The organism is Rhodoblastus sp. 17X3 (assembly GCF_030056575.1).
GTDB lineage: Bacteria > Pseudomonadota > Alphaproteobacteria > Rhizobiales > Beijerinckiaceae > Rhodoblastus.
Map to the genome: position 1 here is coordinate 51,163 of NZ_JASHHX010000019.1, position 16,122 is coordinate 67,284.

Below are 16,122 nucleotides of genomic sequence, written 5' to 3' on the forward strand. Positions count from 1 at the left end.
ACCGACTGATTTGAACAGAAAATCCGGCCAATCGTTTGGCCGGATCTGGATCGCTTCAGCGAATTGTACGTGCTGTTCGGAGCTGACGGCGCGTTGGCGCGACGCCATCGGCTGTCCTTCAATCAAGCCGCCGCTGGCCGGGCCGTCGGCGCGACAGGGATCACCATGCCGGAGGTCATCAGAACGATCAGCCCACGCTCTGCGCCGGTCATATCGACATAGGCCCGGACCTGAGCGCGATAATGATCGAGCGTTCCAGGGGGCGGCGCCACGTCGCTCTTCCAATCCACGATTACGGCAGGACGGCCCTCGGCCGTCAGGGTCAGCGCATCCGCGATCCCGGCCGTTGCGGTTTCCGCCCCGTCGACCGCATGCGCGGCATAGACCGGAAGCTCGGCCAGAAGACCTGGCCGCAAGGCCGAAACGTCGGGCAACGCTAAGGTTCGGATGACACAGCCCGCGAGTTCCTCGGCTGACAGTCCGGCAGCCGGATCGGTGATCGGGGACCGACCGAGGGCGCGAATGAGTTCAGCAGCCCGTTCGGCAAGGGCGGCCTCCGCCTCATCGGTTTCTCCGGTCAGCACTTCTTCCATGAGCTTGTGGAGCACAAGGCCGCGCTCGCGGCCTCCCTGAACCGGGGCAGCGGGTTCTTGCTCGTGCGGCTGGTCATCGACCGAGCCGGTCCAGATCCCGGCTTCTTCCTGCTGAAGCACGGCCCCTGCGGCATTCTCGTCGCGGCTCGGCGCAAGCCAGGTTAGCTGCGTCTGTCGGGTGGCGATGGCTTCGGCTTCCGAGGCGAAGGATGCGCGCGTCTGCACATTGCCAACGCCAGTTCCGTCCGTTTTGATGTCGGCAGGCAGGTGGGAGACGTCCAGGCTGGGCAGATCGGCGAGCGACAGGTCGACGAGACCGATCCAGGCCGATTTCGACGGCGTTGTGTCGAGCCGCGGCAGGACGAGGAGTTCGCGGGCGCGCGTGGCGGCGACGTACCAGAGCCGGATACGCTCGCGATCCAGTTCGTCCTTTTCCGCCTGACGCGCCGCCTCGTAGCCATCGGGCGTCACGCCCAGGACCGGACAATAGAAGGTGTCCGTCTGGCGGTCGACGATCGCGCTGTCGGGGGCCATGACGCCGGTCATGGTGTTGACCGGAATGACGATCGGCCATTCGAGTCCTTTTGCCGCGTGCATGGTGAAGAGCGCGACGGCTTCTTCCTGTGCGTCGGGACGGCCCTCGACAGCGCGCGCCTCGTCGGTCCATGCCGCCGTCATCGCCTCGGCGAAAGCGCGGAGGCCGCGCACGGCGTAGCCCGTCGACAGGCTGAGATAGAGATCGACGTTGGCGAGCGCGCGTTCGGCTTGACCGCGGTGGCGCTCAAGGAGGAGCGGACGAACCCGCATGACGTCGACGGCCTGCGAGAGCAGTTCGTGCGGGGTCGTGCTTCTGGCGCGACGGTAGAGCGATTGCAGCCTCTCGATGATCTCGCGCAAAAGGGGATGTTCGATCACAGCGGCATCGACGCCGAGGTCGAGGCGCGGGATTCGGGCGGACGCTTCCGCGGAGCGGGGAAGCCGCCAGATGGCATCCAGCAGCTCTTCTTCCGTGAGGCCCACGAGCGGTCCGCGCAGAAGCGCGCCGAGCGCGAGCGTGTCGCGCCGATCAGCGAGCACGCGGGTGAGCGCGATCAGGTCCTGGATCTCCTGCCGGCGGAAAAGGCCCTTGCCGGCCTGGGTCGCCACGGGAATTCCCCGGCGTTCCAGTGCTTCCTCATAGCGCCACAGCTCCGCGCCTGTCGGCGCCAGCAAGGCGATGTCACCTGGTTGGCAAGGACGTTCCGCCCCGCCGCGCCGGTCGATAACAGCCTGGCTGCCGATCAAGCGCGCGCATAGTTCGGCGACGGCGTCGGCTTCGGCATCGCGCTGCCGCTCGGCGCTGGCCTTGCCTTTCTCATCCGCCACAGCGATGTCGATGGCCGCGACACACAGGCTGTCGCGATCGTCATGAAACGGATCGAGAGCGGTGAAGCCGGGCTGTCCATCAGCCGAGAGCACGGCCTCGAACCGTTCGTTGACGAAGGTGAGGATCGAGGCGCGTGAGCGGAAATTGGTGGAGATCGACAGGAGACTGCCGGGGTCCTGGGCGCGAAAGGCGTCACGGGACTGCACATAGGCGCCGACATCAGCGCCCCGAAAGCGATAGATCGCCTGCTTGGGATCGCCGACCAGGAAGAGCGCCCCGGGCCGGATCCGGAAGCGGATCCAGTCCTCGTCGCCATCGACCGGATCGCCGCACAGCCGCCAGAAGATCTCGGCTTGCAGGGGATCGGTGTCCTGGAACTCATCGACGAGGACATGGGCGAAGCGCTGCCCCAGCGCGCGCCGGACGTCGTCATGGTCGCGCAGCAGATTGCGCGCGGCGAAAATCAGATCGTCGAAGTCGAGTTGGGCGCTCCCGCGCTTGTGGTCGCGGTAGCGTTTTAGGATCGGGCGCGCCTCTTCGATCAGCGCGGCCAGAACCTGGCTGGCCGCGGATTGAAGAAGAGAAACCCAAGCATCGCAGCATGAGGTGTAGTGAACCTCGGCCGTTTCGTTCAACCGATCGCCATCGGCTTTGGAAAGACCAGCCTGTTTAACTGCGACAGCCCATTTGCCTTTCTTGCGATAGGCGGCGAAGTCGCCGGCCTTGGTGCAAAGGTCCGGGTGGGGACGAGAAGTCAGGAGCCAGACCAGGCCGGCGGCCGTCGCTGGATCGGGTCCGGTCGAGAGCGCGGTCGCCATCTCGACCAGCCGCTCGACAATCGCCACTGTTTCCGGCTCGGTCGCCGCCGTCCCGCGCATGAAGGCAGCGAAATTCGCCGTGGCCTGCCGGAACGCTGTCAGATGACCGTCAATGGGGGAGATGGGCGGCGTCGCGAGCGTGCGGCGGCGGCGCAGATTTTCGGCGATCTTGCGGACAAGCGCGACGGTTTCGCCGGGGCTGTGCAGCACCATTTCGGGGAGGATGCCGCCGTGATCGCCGGACAGGCGTTCGCGCAGCCAGCCGTCGACAATTTCAAGGAACGTGAGATCCGCCTGACTGCGATCCATGACGCCGGCGCCAGGATCGATATCAGCCTCCGCGGGATAGGGCTTGATCAGGCGCTGGCAGAAGCCGTGGATGGTTGAGCAGGTGATTTCGTCGATTGCGGCGCTCGCGGTGGCGAGATTGTCCCGTTGGGCCTGCGATAAACCATCGGGCAGCGCCACCTGCAGCTCGGCTGCGATCGTGCCAGCCGAGAGCTCGGCGACAAATTCACGGACACGGGACAGCAGCTCGCTCGCGGCGAGTTCGGTGAAGGTAACGGCGGCGATGGAGCGCGGCGAAACGCCTTCGGCGAGCATGACGGCGATGCGCCCGGCCATGACGGCGGTCTTGCCCGAGCCTGCGCCGGCTTCCACCAGGATCGACCGATCATGAAGGCCGATCGCGTCGCGGCGGGCGCCGTCATCCTTCAGAACTTTGGACACGCTGCTCATCATTCCGCCTCCCATACACGAGCGACCTCGCCCAGCCGCTCCGTCGCGGCCGGGAGCTTGCGTTTGCAATAGGTGGCGCTGGCATTCGCAGGCAGGGCAAAGGCGAGCTCGTCATAATCGCCGCCTGTGTCCGGGCCGGGCAGAGCCGCGCCGCCGGCGAGGCTCGTCCGTGCCGCGCGGAGATAGCCTGTGACTTCCGCGAGCACGGCATCAGGGTCGGCAAGCTGGAGGTCAACCGGCTCACGCGGATAGAGCAGAGAGGCGCTGATCGCCACATCGTCGCCGAGGAGCGCCTTCACCGCGAACGCGTAAAGACAGCGCTGAAGTTCGCGACCGCCATTGATCCGGATATCGTCTCGTGGCGGGCGGCCGGTCTTGTAGTCACGGACGAGCGCGCGCTTGCCGTCCCCAGAAATGTCGAGCCGATCGATATAGCCGGCGATATTGAAGCCGGTATCGGGAATCGTAACCTGCGCGCTCGCATCCCACGGCGTCTCCGTGTCGGATTTCGGCTCCAAGCCGCCGAAAGGCACTTCGCCATAAGAGCGCGCTTCTGGCAGAGGATGGTCGCGATAGGACAGGGCGCGGATCGCCATCAGGCGGGCGTCGTCGAGCGTGCGCCCCCAGATGACGGCCGGCGGGATCGGCCGCTCGCTTTCCCATTCAGCAGCGACAAATTGCGCGGCGCGGTCCACAGCTGCTTCGATCGCATCCCTGTCGGCGGACGCCAGCCCGCATTCGGCTTCGAGATCGCGCAAGGCACGGTCGAGAACGATGTGGATCAGGTCGCCGATACCGAGCGCGTCGAGCACCAACGGCTCGGCGCTGCTCTGCGGTTCGCGCCATCCGAACGCATAGAGCCACACGAAGCTGAGTGGATTGCGCAGCAGACGGCGAAGCGAACTCGCGGATTGGGTGCGGTTGAGGATCGCGAGAACGAGCGGATGATCCGCTCGAACGAGCCCGTCGTGGGGGGTGATCTCTGCGCGCCGCCAGTCGCGCCAGCAGCCTTGTGCGCTGACCGCCTGCGGATCGGCCGCGAACTCCAGCGGCCGGGCCATGAGGCGGTCGGTTTCACTGAAGGCATGCACCGGCGTCGCGTTGCGGCGGAGGTAGGCTTCATCGCCCTGTTCGCCGAGCAGCGGGCTGCGTCCGAGAAGGCGCCCATCGCTGGCGCGTCGGGCTCGCGAGAGGATGACTTCGTCGGCCGTCGTGGCGAGGATCGTTTCAAAGTCCCGACGGTCGGCGAGGCTCACCGGAAGCGGATCGAGCACGGGGGTCGGAATGATATGGTCGGGGATCAGGCGGTCTTCGGCAATCCCGCGCGGCCAGCGCGAGGAGTTGAGTCCCAGCAGCCGCACGAAGCGGCGGGGCGACGCCGCGAGCGCACTGGCAGGCATCCAGGCGACGGAGACGCACGCTTCCAATCCGTCGTCCTGCTTCAGGGTCTCCAGTGTTGCGTCGATCGAGGCGGCAGGTCCGGCAAGCAGGGCCTTCCGCCAGATCGCGAGCGCTCGACCCTTGAGGTAGGCCTCACCGATCTCTGCTGCAACGTCCGGACCTTTCGCGAGTGATTCTGCGATCGCGCGCAGGGCCGGGGCGTGATCCACGCCGTCGGGCCAGTCCTCGGGCCGCAGTCGAGCCAGCAAGCGGTTCCAGGCGCTGGGCGTCGACAAAGGGGCATCGGTCGGCAGGACGCGCAGCCAGTCTTCTGGCAGCGCCGCCAAAGGGCCAGCGTCCCGGCACAGTGTCGCGAGACGGCGCAGGCGGGACTGAGACAAGCCGCGAACGACGATGTCGGCGAGCGCCGCTGCCGCCTGTCCATCACGGGTGGTGACGGTCTTGACGCCGTGGACGAAGTGCAGATCGATATTCGCGTCGGCGCGCAGGGCGAGGAAATAATCGTCATAGTCGGCGGGAGACGCGGCCGCGATGGCGATCTCCGAGGACGACACACCCGAGGCCAGCAGGTTCCGCACCCAGCGCATCGCCTCGATGGCCTCGTGAAAGGCAGTCGCGGCGCTGACGGTCATGATCCGCGGTGTTGCGGCCGACGAACGCGAAACGCTGACGCCAGCGCCCTCCAGCCAGGCAGGGACTGCCCTTGGCCCGGCCGTCCATTGCACTGGGATATGGGCGGTAAGAGCCTTCAGAAGCGGTCTCCAGCAAGGCGAAAGTTCGGTGAGGCCGACAATCTCCATGGGACCCAGAGCAGCCGGCGCATGGGCAATCCGGCTGGTTGCGGCGGCGACGATGTCGATCGGCCGCATCATGCCAGGCGCAAGCTGATCAAGGACCGCTGCTTCCAGCCTGGCGATGGCGTCGAGGCGCGGATGGTCAGCAGCGCAAGCTGAGAGGTCGACGCCGGCGCGCCAGGCCTTGTAAAGCGTGTCGGCAGCCGCGCTGATCATCCCAGGCAGGGCCTTGATATTTTCGAGTTCTCCCATCTCCGTCGCCGGCAAAACGGCTTGGATCGCGGCGCGCAGGGTTTCGTCGTCAATGGGCTGAGAGAAGCCGCCGGCGAGGCGAGTCGCCGCTTGTTCAAAGGTCATGATTTGCAGGCCATGACGGCCGTCGCGCGCGGCGGCCAGACGAGCCTCGCGCATAGCGAGGCGGCCATGAACAATTAGGGTCGATCTGCCGGAAATTGTCATAAAAACAAGCTCCTGAAAATCCGGGTATGCGAAACTTCCTACCATCGCCGGTTCACCAGCTCGGCGATTAGGACAATTAATATTCCCATCTAGGAAATATGTCCATATATTTTTTATTCTAATAAGCCATTTTTTGGAAGCGCAGTGCTACGAGCAGCCCCGCGTAGCGGTGCGCGCCCAATTCAAACGGTGAAAAACCAAGGACGTCAGAAAATCTCACTTGAACCATTGGCGTTGAATCGAACTGCCCGACCTACCCTTGCATAAACTGTAGAGGTCGAAGCAAACCGGCCGCGGAGCCGTTGGGCGTGTGTGATGTCGAGAAGAGTAAAGGTGGCCGTCTGTGCGGATGCCTCTGCTGAAAGGCCTGCGCCTATCATCAGCCCGCCGACATCGGCCAGAAAGAAGCGGTCATGAAAGTCCTCGCCTCCCGCGATTTCGGACCACTCATAGAGTTCAAGGCGATAGCCGGGCGGGAGAATTCCGTTGACCCGAGCACCTGCATCCCGCGCAAGAATTTCTGCTGGCGGCCGCGAAGGGTGCGACCGAAAATGCACCCTGATAACTTTCGGATTCGACGAAGCCCTAGCAAGCTTCCCGAATAAGGATGCTAAGGGGCCGATGTAGTCGCCCACTCCAGCCCGCAAATCGAAAAACGGATCTACAATGTCGATTTCTCGGGCGGCCAACGCGAGCAAAAGCAAGGCCCCAGAAATATCGGCGGCGCTTCTTGGGATATCTCGACTTATCGGCGCATTGAAGAGTGGGTGGTCTTCGGAGCAGTCGCTTGGCGCTAAGGCCTGAGCGGAGCCAGTTGCGCCTTCCCGGCAGATTATGGCGCGGAACGCCCTGATGCCGTGTTCGCGCACGGCGTTCGCAATCCAGTCCGCGTCGTGGTTATACGTTCGATTAAAATCGACAATTGCGTGCTTGGTGCGATGCAGACGGTCGATGATGCTAGCCATCCGAACATCGGGAATACCTGCGGCTTTTGCCGACTCAATAACTTTTTTTTCCCATTTGTTTGGAAATCGCGAGATCAATCTGCCTTTGTCAGAACCGAACTTCTCGATCAAATAGCGGAATGTGTTCCAATCTGCACCGATAGCTGCAGGTTCGACGGCGTATTCCGAGAGCATCAGAACAGCTCCTCGGCTCGTTCGTCGAAAAATCCCCGAGGCCAGCGATCGAGGAATTCTCCTTCTTCATCGACGCGGAGCGAATGAAAACGAACTCCCTCGGTGGAGCCCTCAACATAGATGACGGCGAGATCGTTCGGTTCTATTGCTTCTGCGCCAGGCGGGAGATCGTTCTCATGCTTTTCGCGAATACGGCGTAGCAGGCGCAGCATGATGTGCTCGCTGTGGGTTTCGACGAGCAGCGACTTCCCAGATCCGAAGCCGAAACCATCGCCCTTGATGGCTTTAATGAACAGGTCGCCCATGCCGACCTGAATGGCGGGATGAATGTGCAGTTCCGGCTGTTCGATCGCCAAGAGTCCTTGCGCGTCGCGTAGGCAGCCGACAACGACGGGCACCATTTGCGACACTCCGACACCGACATCACTAGGCGCAACCAAAATCCCGCGCTCGACGTCCTTCAGGCCGATTTCGGACCTTGCTTTTAGAGAGGCGTAAATCTCCTCAAGCTCTCCCAAATCGTCCTCTTCCAGACCTTTTTGAAATAGCAGGTGGAAAGCGCTCGGGACTGGAACTTCCTTGAATTCCATTTTTTCAAGGCGATAGCCGGTCCGCAGGCGGTCTTCAGATGAAAGCCACGCATTGACCTCATTCAGCAGGTCGTCTTTCGAGGCCGTATAGAGCAAGTCCCATGCGGCCAGGCCTTGAGCCCAACGATTTTCATCGGGCGAAAGGCGCGGGCGATAATTCCGGGTCGGAATTTCACGCAGGGGCCCGATATAGGTCATCGTGCTGAGGTAGTCTCGGACGATCCGCATCGGTCCGAGCATGAGTTCGTCGAGCAGGGACGTGAGGCCTGATCGGCGTCGTTTTTCCATTTCAAACGTATTGGCAGCCGCAAGCTGACCCTTCTCGTTCAGGTTGAGATTGAGAACCGCCGAACCGACGCGCAAATTCGTAGAAGTCGTATCGAATTCGACGAGGTCGGGCTTCAGTGTTCGATCCAGATTCGGCAGAGCGCCTACGCTGGTTTCAACGGCGATGCGGAAGTCGGATGTGTTATTGCCTGCTGCGTCGGCTGAAAGTTCTCGCGAAAGCTCCCAAATCTCGCTGCCGAGCGGCGTCGAGAACGGATCCCCGACGAAGCCCGCCGCGTCGGTTTCGTCCTGGGCTGATGATGTTTCAACATCCGATTCGAGATCGCTATCGGGATCGGTTATCGGCCGCAGGAGAGGATGAGCAAAATTGAACGCGGTGAGTTGCGCGCGGCCCTGTTGCGGCGGTGAATGAAATTCGGCGATCGGTCCGCCGTCGAGGTCCACGAGTACCTTGGCGACATAAGGACTTTGGAGCGCATGGCTCCAGCGGATTTCGACGCCGAGGGCGACTTCCTGAACTACGGCGTATTCCTTAAGTTCGGTGTTTTCTCCCACGAGGTAGCGGATGCCGAGATTGCTGAAATCGGGGTCTCCAAGACTCCCGCCGGAATTTAGCGGCAACCATTCGCAGCCCTGATCATCTGAGACATCGATGCAGACCTTGATTTTTATGGCGCGACTGAGATCGTGACCATGAACGAGGGTTGCGAACCCACCCAGATCGATCAGCCCGCCGGCGATGGTTTGATCAGGGTCGACGTTTCCGCGCTCAAGGATTTCGCGCAAATAGTGCAGCGACTGCAGGATTGTGCTCTTGCCAGCACTATTCGGGCCGAATAGCAGCGTGATCGGCTTGAGGTCGATCACCTGCGATATTCCTATTCCCTTGAAATTCTCAATCTCGATTTGGCTGAGGCGCATAACGGGACCTTATAATTGACCGCGAAAAGCGCGTTGGGAAAGAGCTAAAAACAGCGTCGAAGCTTCCTGCCAGGCCCCAACCATTGCGGCTCGGACAATGTTAAATTTATTCATGATGGCCAAAAATTCTTGCTGAGCGTCGGAATCAGGAACCGTGATTGGCACTTCACCCAGGCGATCGGTGTCTAGCCGTTTTGTACCGTGCGCTGCGGTCTCAACGCGTGCGAGTATTGCTTCATGCTGCACTTTGAGGCACCAAAAGCCAAACATTGGATCGATATCATCGTCGAAGTGAATTGCCTTCATATCTTGGTTAATAGCGACTTCTCGGGCGGTCATCGCCATCGGAACCGTGTGAACGAGGATCATTCCTCTCACTACGATGAGTGGCGTGCCAGGGGGGATTTTTTTCAAACTCGTCTGCTCAAAAACGGTTTCTGAAACATGATCTTCGGAATCAAGAATAACATCTACTTTCATATCTTTAGGGGAGACCCAAGGAAACGCGCCGGACCAATAATCGGTCTTTGCCTTGCTCGGTGTGCCACCCGAGGAGAAGCGCGCGCATGCGGATAGCGTCCTTTGTTCAAGCCCTTTCGGATTTGTGGTGGGATCACCAAACATGTCGAGAAAGACCGCCCGAAGGAAATCATCCGCGACGATGAGGGAATGTTCGCGTTTGCGGCGGATGGCGTCGGCTTTGTCGAGAATCGTCGCAATCCGGTTTTGCTCAGTGGGCGTCACGTCCGGAAGGAACACCTTATCCAAAAAGGTTCGGCCGATGCCGCCTACGGTAGCTCCTCGGAAGTCGCTCATGATCTGCTGTTGCCCGAGCGGCGATTGCAGGTAGCGAAATACAAATCTCGGGTCAGCTTTCTTTCGGCTCACCCCCAACCGAAAAACATGTTCGTTGATAGCGGCTTCCTCATAGGGAAAGTCGCCAGTGACGAAGCTGACCTTTCCAGTCGTTGCGCCGTCCTTAACGATCAGAATATCGTTAGGCTGTATTCGGCCCTTGGTCATCGAACGAAAAAAGCCATCGGGAATTCGCTTGTCCTTGGCGAAGTTGAACCCTCCGTCATCGGACAGATGTTCAGCTCCAAGGCTCGGAATCTCGCCAGCGCCCTCTTTGATGCCGCCCTTTGGCCGCGCGCCACTTTCGAGTTCGTCTACCCATGCTGAAAGAGGAACGGTTTTCATCCGAGCAACTCCTCAAGCTCGACGAGGTCCGTTGCGATGTTGTCGTTCAACTTCTTCATCCGGTCCAAAATGACCGCAGGCGCTTCGTATTCCTCGGCGACGTGCGGGCGAACCTGGTATCTGCTGAGAGATAGGTCATAGTTTGCCTCGCGAATTTCCTTGGTCGACACAAAGAAGGCCTTTTGCGTCCGGTCCGTATCGCGCTTTGCGTCCCGGTTCCTCCATGCCGCCAAACAGCCCGGCAGATCGTTCGCCTCGATCGGGTCACGCTTGTCATCGAGTGAGAAGCCGTCTGCCTCCACGTCGAAGAAAAACACATCGTCGGTGCGCCCGCCTTTGGTGAAGACCAGAATGCCTGTTGAAACGCCCGCATATGGTTTGAACACCCCGCTCGGAAGCGAGATCACGGCTTCCAGCTGGTTGTGATCCAGCAACAGCCGTCTCAGCGCGACATGGGCGGTGGAGGAGCCGAACAACACGCCATCCGGCACAATTGTCGCCGACCGACCGCCGACCTTCAGCATGCGCAAAATCAGCACAAGGAAGAGCAGTTCGGTCTTCTTGGTCTTCACCTGCCGCAACAGTGACGGGTGAACGTCCTCGAAATCGAGGCTCCCCTTGAAGGGAGGGTTGGCCAGGATGACATTGAAGCCTTCCGACGCCGCTTTCGGAAACCTGTCAGTGAAGCCAGTGCTCAACGTGTCCTGATAATGGATGTCGGGATCATCGACGCCATGCAGCATCAGGTTCATGGCGGCTATGCGGAGCATCGTCGCGTCGAAATCAAACCCATGGAACATTCGACTCCGGATATGCTCGCGGTTCTCTTCCAACAGGTCGCCGGTGTAAATTTTCTCCACCTTGCCGGTTTCGGAATCGACCTCCTTCAGCACCCCCTCCGGCGAGGTGTACGTTTCCAGCAGATACTGCATCGTCTGAACGAGGAAGCCGCCGGTGCCGCAGGCCGGATCGCCGATCACGTCCGTTGGCTTCGGTTCCAGCATATCGACCATCAACCGGATGATGTGGCGCGGCGTACGGAACTGGCCATTGATGCCAGCCGTCGTCAGCTTGCTGAGGAGATATTCATAGAGGTCGCCTTTTGCGTCGCCTTCGGTCAGCGGCAGCTGGTCGATCATGTTGACGGCTTTGACCAGAAGGCTCTGCTTCTGGATCATCAGTTGCGCGTCTTTCATGAATTCGGAAAAGGCGGCGCCGCTGGCCGAATCTTTCCTGAAATGCGGAAATACCTTGTCGCGCACCAAAGGCAGCATGGCGTCGGCGCCGAGATGGCGGAACTGCGACCAGCGCAGTTCCTGCTCATCATCTGAAAACCGACGCTGAAACTCTTTGCCGGTCCGCTTCAGCCGGTTCTCGTCGCGCGTCTCGTTAATATCGAGCAAACGCGCAAACATCAGGAACGTGATCTGCTCGATCACCGTCAGCGGGTTTGTAATCCCGCCCTGCCAGAATTCTGTCCAGAGCGCGTCTATCCGGCGCTTGAGGTCACCTGTAATCACAGCTGTTCCGTCCTTTCAGGGGCTTCTTTCGGCTCTGCGCGCCCAGCTTGTGGGGGCACGAAGCCATCGAGGATTTGAAGAAGGTCGTCGACCTCATTTGGGTTCACGAAGACGCCGTCGAGTCCGTCAGCGTCGACAACCGTGAACGGTTGGTCGTAAAGACGGTCGAGCGTGATCGATCCGTATCGCGAGATGTGATTCTGAAGCAGCCCAAGAAACCGCGTCTGCTTGGCGGTAAGCTTTGGGTGCTTGACTGCAAAATCGGCGAAGCGAGCTGCCACTGCTTCGGGGTCAAGACCGATAATAGATCGGATGGCAAATTCGAGCGGAACAGCCGTATCGCTGAAAAACTCCTGGAGAACGTCACGGTTGGCATTGGGGCTCTGCACCAGGACAAGCGAGACGAGGGCGTTGATGTCCGCTTCGGAAACCGCTTCACCGACGCGAATCTTTTTCAGCGTCGGATTGGTTTCGAAATGCCGCTTAAGTTCAGCCTCTACGATTTGCTGGTACGCTTTCATGTCGACGGTCTTGAGGCTCGTCGTTCGACGCGCCGTCTGAACTCCCGCTAGCTCTTCGGTTACATCGATCACTTTAGCGGGCAGGGGCGTCGCTGCAGACCGATCGCGGTGGTGCATGATTTCGCGCAACGGCTGACGGACCACTTCAAGATCCGCCACAGTGACGCCGCTCCAGAAATCATCTGATTTGACCCGCTTTATGACGTCCGCCTTCTCACGAACGGGGTTCAGGTGCATTTGCAACCCAGATATGCGGTCCAGAAGCTCAATCTTCAGATCGCCGACGGCTGCCGAATTCCGGAGTACGGCGACCTGAATGCGCGCGATCAGGAGATCGAGCGAGTAGGCGTCGCTGTATCCGCGGATGTTGCGCCATTGCATGAGCGGCGCGATGATTTGGCGGAGCATCTGGACCGTCGCCGGGGCGAATGCCTGGAGAGTAGCCGGCGCGGAAACGGCGCGTTTTTCGCGCCACTTTTCCCGAACTGAGACCGAATCTTCCGGAAGAGCTTCGAGGTCCTTTCCGATCAATCCAACGGCAAGGTCAAATGCCGGGATTTCGCTTTGGGTGAGCGCTGTCTCCGCGAGGTTCAGGCGCTCCTCGAAAACAAGTTGCATCAACGATTTGGATTGCGTCGGCTCCGCAGGTCGGTAGCCCGTCTCGAACCGCTCAAAATTTCCCCAGTGGTCAAATATCCGGAAAATCGTCTTATGTTTCCCCGGACCGAACAGATTTTCGCAAAGGCGCGTGCCGCGACCAATCATCTGCCAGAATTTGACGGGCGACCGGACAGGCTTCGCAAACACGAGATTCAGAATTTCCGGGATGTCGATGCCTGTGTCGAGCATGTCGACCGAGATCGCGATCGTCAGATCGTTGTTCGCTCCGGCTCCCTTGAAGTCGTCGATAAGCTGCTCCGCACGTGGGTCGTAGTTGTCAATGACCTGACAGAAACGCCCTCCATACTGAGGATACATTTCGTCGAATAATTGTCTCAGCAGTACGGCGTGCTGGTGATTTCGGGCAAAGATGATGCTCTTGCCGGGAAGCTGGCCCGTCGAATCCATGAGGCCGTTTTCCATCAGGTTGCGAATGATCGCTCGGTTGGTGTCCTTATTGAAAACGGCCTTATCGATCTCTTCGGCCGTGAAATCGTACTGCGTCGGATCTTCGCCCTGGTCTTCGAGCTCTTGTATCTGCTGCTGCGTCAGAATTTCCAACCTGATGCCGTCGCGAAGGAATTGCGTCGTGTGCTCAAAAACTTCGAATGGCGTCAGGTAGCCGTCCGCGACTGCCTGCTCCAGGTCGTAATTCGCTGTCGGCAATTGGCCGTCGCAACCGAAGAGGCCAAACGTGCTGCGAGTGACAAAATTGACAGGGGTTGCCGTGAGCCCGATCTGCAAGCTGTCAAAATATTGGAACATGTCGCCATAGACATTGTAGACGCTGCGATGCGATTCATCGGCGATGATCAGGTCGAAAAAACCAACGTCGAATGACTGAAAAACCTTCTGCATTGCGGGATAAGTCGCAAGAAAAATGCGCTCGGTTGCGGTCGCGTTCACCCGCCCGCTTACAATCCGAATCGGCTCGTTGAGAAAATCGCCAAATGCGTTCTTGGCCTGCTTGCGCAGTTCGCGGCGGTCACACAGGAAAAGTACGCGCTTGACCCAGCCGGTGCGGATCAGAAGATCAGTAAGGGCGATTGCGACGCGAGTTTTACCAGTGCCCGTCGCAAGCACGACAAGGGCCTTACGGTGGTTGCCGGCGAAGCGCTCAGAAACGCGTTTGATCGCCTCGATTTGATAGAGGCGGTTCACGATGTCAGCGCGGGGTTCAACCGTGTTGATAGGCTTCCGGCTCGACCGCTGAAAATGCACCAAATATTGAAGGCTGTCCTTGGAATAGTAACCGAACAGCTTCCTCGGAGGGTAACCAAGGACGTCGTCCCACATCCAAATGTCATAGCCATTCGTGTAGAAAATGACGGGACGGCGGCCGTAAGTCTTTTCCAAACCATCGGCATAGAGCTTGGCTTGCTGACGCCCTCGTTCCGGATCAACCGAAGTCTTTTTGGCCTCCACGACGGCGAGCGGGCTTCCGTTGTCGTCCCAAAGCACATAGTCGGCATATCCGAGCCCGGAGGCTGTTGGCTGGAATTGAACCTCAACCTCTTTGCCGACTTCCTTAGTGCTGGCGATCCCTTGGCCGACGTTCCATCCGGCGACCGCAAGGAGACTATCGATAATTCGCGAGCGGGTCGTAGCCTCATCGAAATGAAGAAGATTTGCCGTTGAGACGCTGGCGTTTGCCAAAAGGGCGAGTTCTTCTGCTTTCTTCTCGGCTGTCGCGACATTCTGCCTGGCGGCCTCCAACTCGTGAAGGAGGGCGTCCATCTGCGCTTCTTGTGCTGCCAGCTTTTCTAGCGCTTGCCGTTTGTCGCGTTTGAATTGTGCCTTCGTTTCGTCGCCTGGCGTCGCAGCCGGCTGGACAAAGCTCGGAATCTTCGACGCATCGCCATTACCGAACCGTATGAAAAGCCAGCGCGCGAGATCGTAGGCTTCCTGAAGCAGCCAAAGGGCATTCTGGACGACAATCGTCTCACCATGAGCGGCTTTGTTTCCGTAAATGCGGAGCGCATGCAACTTATCGAGCACCACCTTCGTCGCGATCGCTGCAAAGGATTGGTTATTGAGAAGGTCGACGAACGTGGCTTGTTCCGGCTTGGGAAGAGCCAAATCGCGGTAGATGTCCTTTGTCAGATTCTCCGCGAACAGCCGTAGCTTAACAAGGGCGCTTGCAGGATCGCCATGTGCATACGCCTCGGCAAACCCACCAAGGCTCGCAAGTTCAGGCCATTTGGCACGCAGAATCTCAAAGTTTGCGGACTTCATTTGGTCGCCTCCGCAAGAGCGAGATCGAAATCAACGCGATTCTTGATTACGATGGGAGCCTCGCGGGGGTCATCGAATTGTTCAGCGACATCCAGCCGAAGGCGCTTCGAAAAATAGTACAACAGTGCTTTGCGAACTGGCACCACCGTCTCGCCGTTTTGCATCCCAAAATCTTCAGCGATGACAGACTGCTGTTGAGCAGCCAGTCGAGGATTGGGAGCCAAGCAGACAGGAAAATTTGAGTTCCAAAGGATATCATCAGAGATCGGCGCGACTCCGGGTTCGGATGATTGGGCGCCGAGGCAACGGGAAAGAATGAAATCCTTAAACTTGTTGTCGATGTAACAATAGGCGCGGACATGCCAGCGGAGCCCATCGTACCCGAAGGCATGCGGCGAAATTTTCCTCCAAAGTGGCTCTGGCCTTATCGAGCTCATCGACTGATAAAAAATCTCTATCGAGCCTTTTTCGCGGACACAACCAAGCAGGGAGCGAAGGACGTCAGGACGGATTTTTCGTTGTGGCATAGGAAGCCTATCCGCGCACAATGAAGTGATGGATGGCTTCGGATTCGAGCCGTCTGACTCCGCGGCCGTCGCGAGACGTTGGAGGTAGGAATCAGCATCAAGGCTTATGAACCGTGGTTGAAAGCGCCGAGTAGCAAAGTAGCGCTTCAGGCTCTTGTCATATTCGATGTTCTCCGGAGCTTGCTCCTGATAAAGCGTCAGGTCTTTTGATGCCTGTGGTACTGACACTCCAAATTCATCGATGATATCGGAACGATTGACACCGCCCTCCCAATAGAGGCGAAACTCGATGAACTCGAGTCTACGCTCGACTCCCCATCGGAGTCCCTGTTTATCTGGCGTCATTGCTCTC

General features: G+C 59.4%; 8 protein-coding genes. All 8 read right to left on the bottom strand.

Annotation, left to right across the window (positions count from 1 at the left end):
- Positions 1 to 122: 122 nt before the first annotated feature.
- The 8 genes from QM467_RS15910 to QM467_RS15945 all read right to left on the bottom strand — a co-directional run bounded on the left by QM467_RS15910 (position 123) and on the right by QM467_RS15945 (position 16,115).
- Entirely contained in the window at positions 123 to 3,515 is a 3,393-nt protein-coding gene (locus QM467_RS15910) for a UvrD-helicase domain-containing protein (RefSeq protein WP_283367325.1), read from the bottom strand.
- The gene (locus QM467_RS15915; protein ID WP_283367326.1) at positions 3,515 to 6,169 is read right to left on the bottom strand and encodes a PD-(D/E)XK nuclease family protein; all 2,655 of its coding nucleotides are present in this window, start codon (positions 6,167 to 6,169) and stop codon (positions 3,515 to 3,517) included. The genes QM467_RS15910 and QM467_RS15915 overlap by 1 nt, the downstream gene beginning before the upstream one ends.
- Before the next feature lie 206 nt (positions 6,170 to 6,375).
- Positions 6,376 to 7,308 carry a hypothetical protein gene (locus QM467_RS15920; RefSeq protein ID WP_283367327.1) on the bottom strand — a complete coding sequence of 311 codons (933 nt, stop codon included), beginning with the start codon at positions 7,306 to 7,308 and terminating at the stop codon, positions 6,376 to 6,378.
- The gene (locus tag QM467_RS15925; RefSeq protein WP_283367328.1) at positions 7,308 to 9,107 is read right to left on the bottom strand and encodes an AAA family ATPase; all 1,800 of its coding nucleotides are present in this window, start codon (positions 9,105 to 9,107) and stop codon (positions 7,308 to 7,310) included. The genes QM467_RS15920 and QM467_RS15925 overlap by 1 nt, the downstream gene beginning before the upstream one ends.
- A gap of 9 nt (positions 9,108 to 9,116) precedes the next feature.
- Positions 9,117 to 10,307, bottom strand: coding sequence for a restriction endonuclease subunit S (locus QM467_RS15930; RefSeq protein WP_283367329.1), 1,191 nt, complete (start codon positions 10,305 to 10,307; stop codon positions 9,117 to 9,119).
- The gene (locus QM467_RS15935; protein WP_283367330.1) at positions 10,304 to 11,827 is read right to left on the bottom strand and encodes a type I restriction-modification system subunit M; all 1,524 of its coding nucleotides are present in this window, start codon (positions 11,825 to 11,827) and stop codon (positions 10,304 to 10,306) included. The genes QM467_RS15930 and QM467_RS15935 overlap by 4 nt, the downstream gene beginning before the upstream one ends.
- A complete protein-coding gene (locus QM467_RS15940) occupies positions 11,824 to 15,243 on the bottom strand; it encodes a DEAD/DEAH box helicase family protein (RefSeq protein WP_283367331.1) in 3,420 nt (1,139 codons plus the stop codon). The genes QM467_RS15935 and QM467_RS15940 overlap by 4 nt, the downstream gene beginning before the upstream one ends.
- The gene (locus QM467_RS15945) at positions 15,240 to 16,115 is read right to left on the bottom strand and encodes a WYL domain-containing protein (protein WP_283367332.1); all 876 of its coding nucleotides are present in this window, start codon (positions 16,113 to 16,115) and stop codon (positions 15,240 to 15,242) included. Before QM467_RS15945 ends, QM467_RS15940 begins: the two co-directional genes overlap by 4 nt.
- Positions 16,116 to 16,122 lie beyond the last annotated feature (7 nt).

Excerpts from the sequence above, each read along its gene's own strand:
- QM467_RS15920 (WP_283367327.1), bottom strand. The coding sequence starts at position 7,308 with ATGCTCTCGGAATACGCCGTCGAACCTGCAGCTATCGGTGCAGATTGG.
- QM467_RS15930 (WP_283367329.1), bottom strand. The coding sequence starts at position 10,307 with ATGAAAACCGTTCCTCTTTCAGCATGGGTAGACGAACTCGAAAGTGGC.
- QM467_RS15940 (WP_283367331.1), bottom strand. The coding sequence starts at position 15,243 with ATGAAGTCCGCAAACTTTGAGATTCTGCGTGCCAAATGGCCTGAACTT.
- QM467_RS15925 (WP_283367328.1), bottom strand. The coding sequence starts at position 9,107 with ATGCGCCTCAGCCAAATCGAGATTGAGAATTTCAAGGGAATAGGAATA.
- QM467_RS15945 (WP_283367332.1), bottom strand. The coding sequence starts at position 16,115 with ATGACGCCAGATAAACAGGGACTCCGATGGGGAGTCGAGCGTAGACTC.
- QM467_RS15915 (WP_283367326.1), bottom strand. The coding sequence starts at position 6,169 with ATGACAATTTCCGGCAGATCGACCCTAATTGTTCATGGCCGCCTCGCT.
- QM467_RS15910 (WP_283367325.1), bottom strand. The coding sequence starts at position 3,515 with ATGAGCAGCGTGTCCAAAGTTCTGAAGGATGACGGCGCCCGCCGCGAC.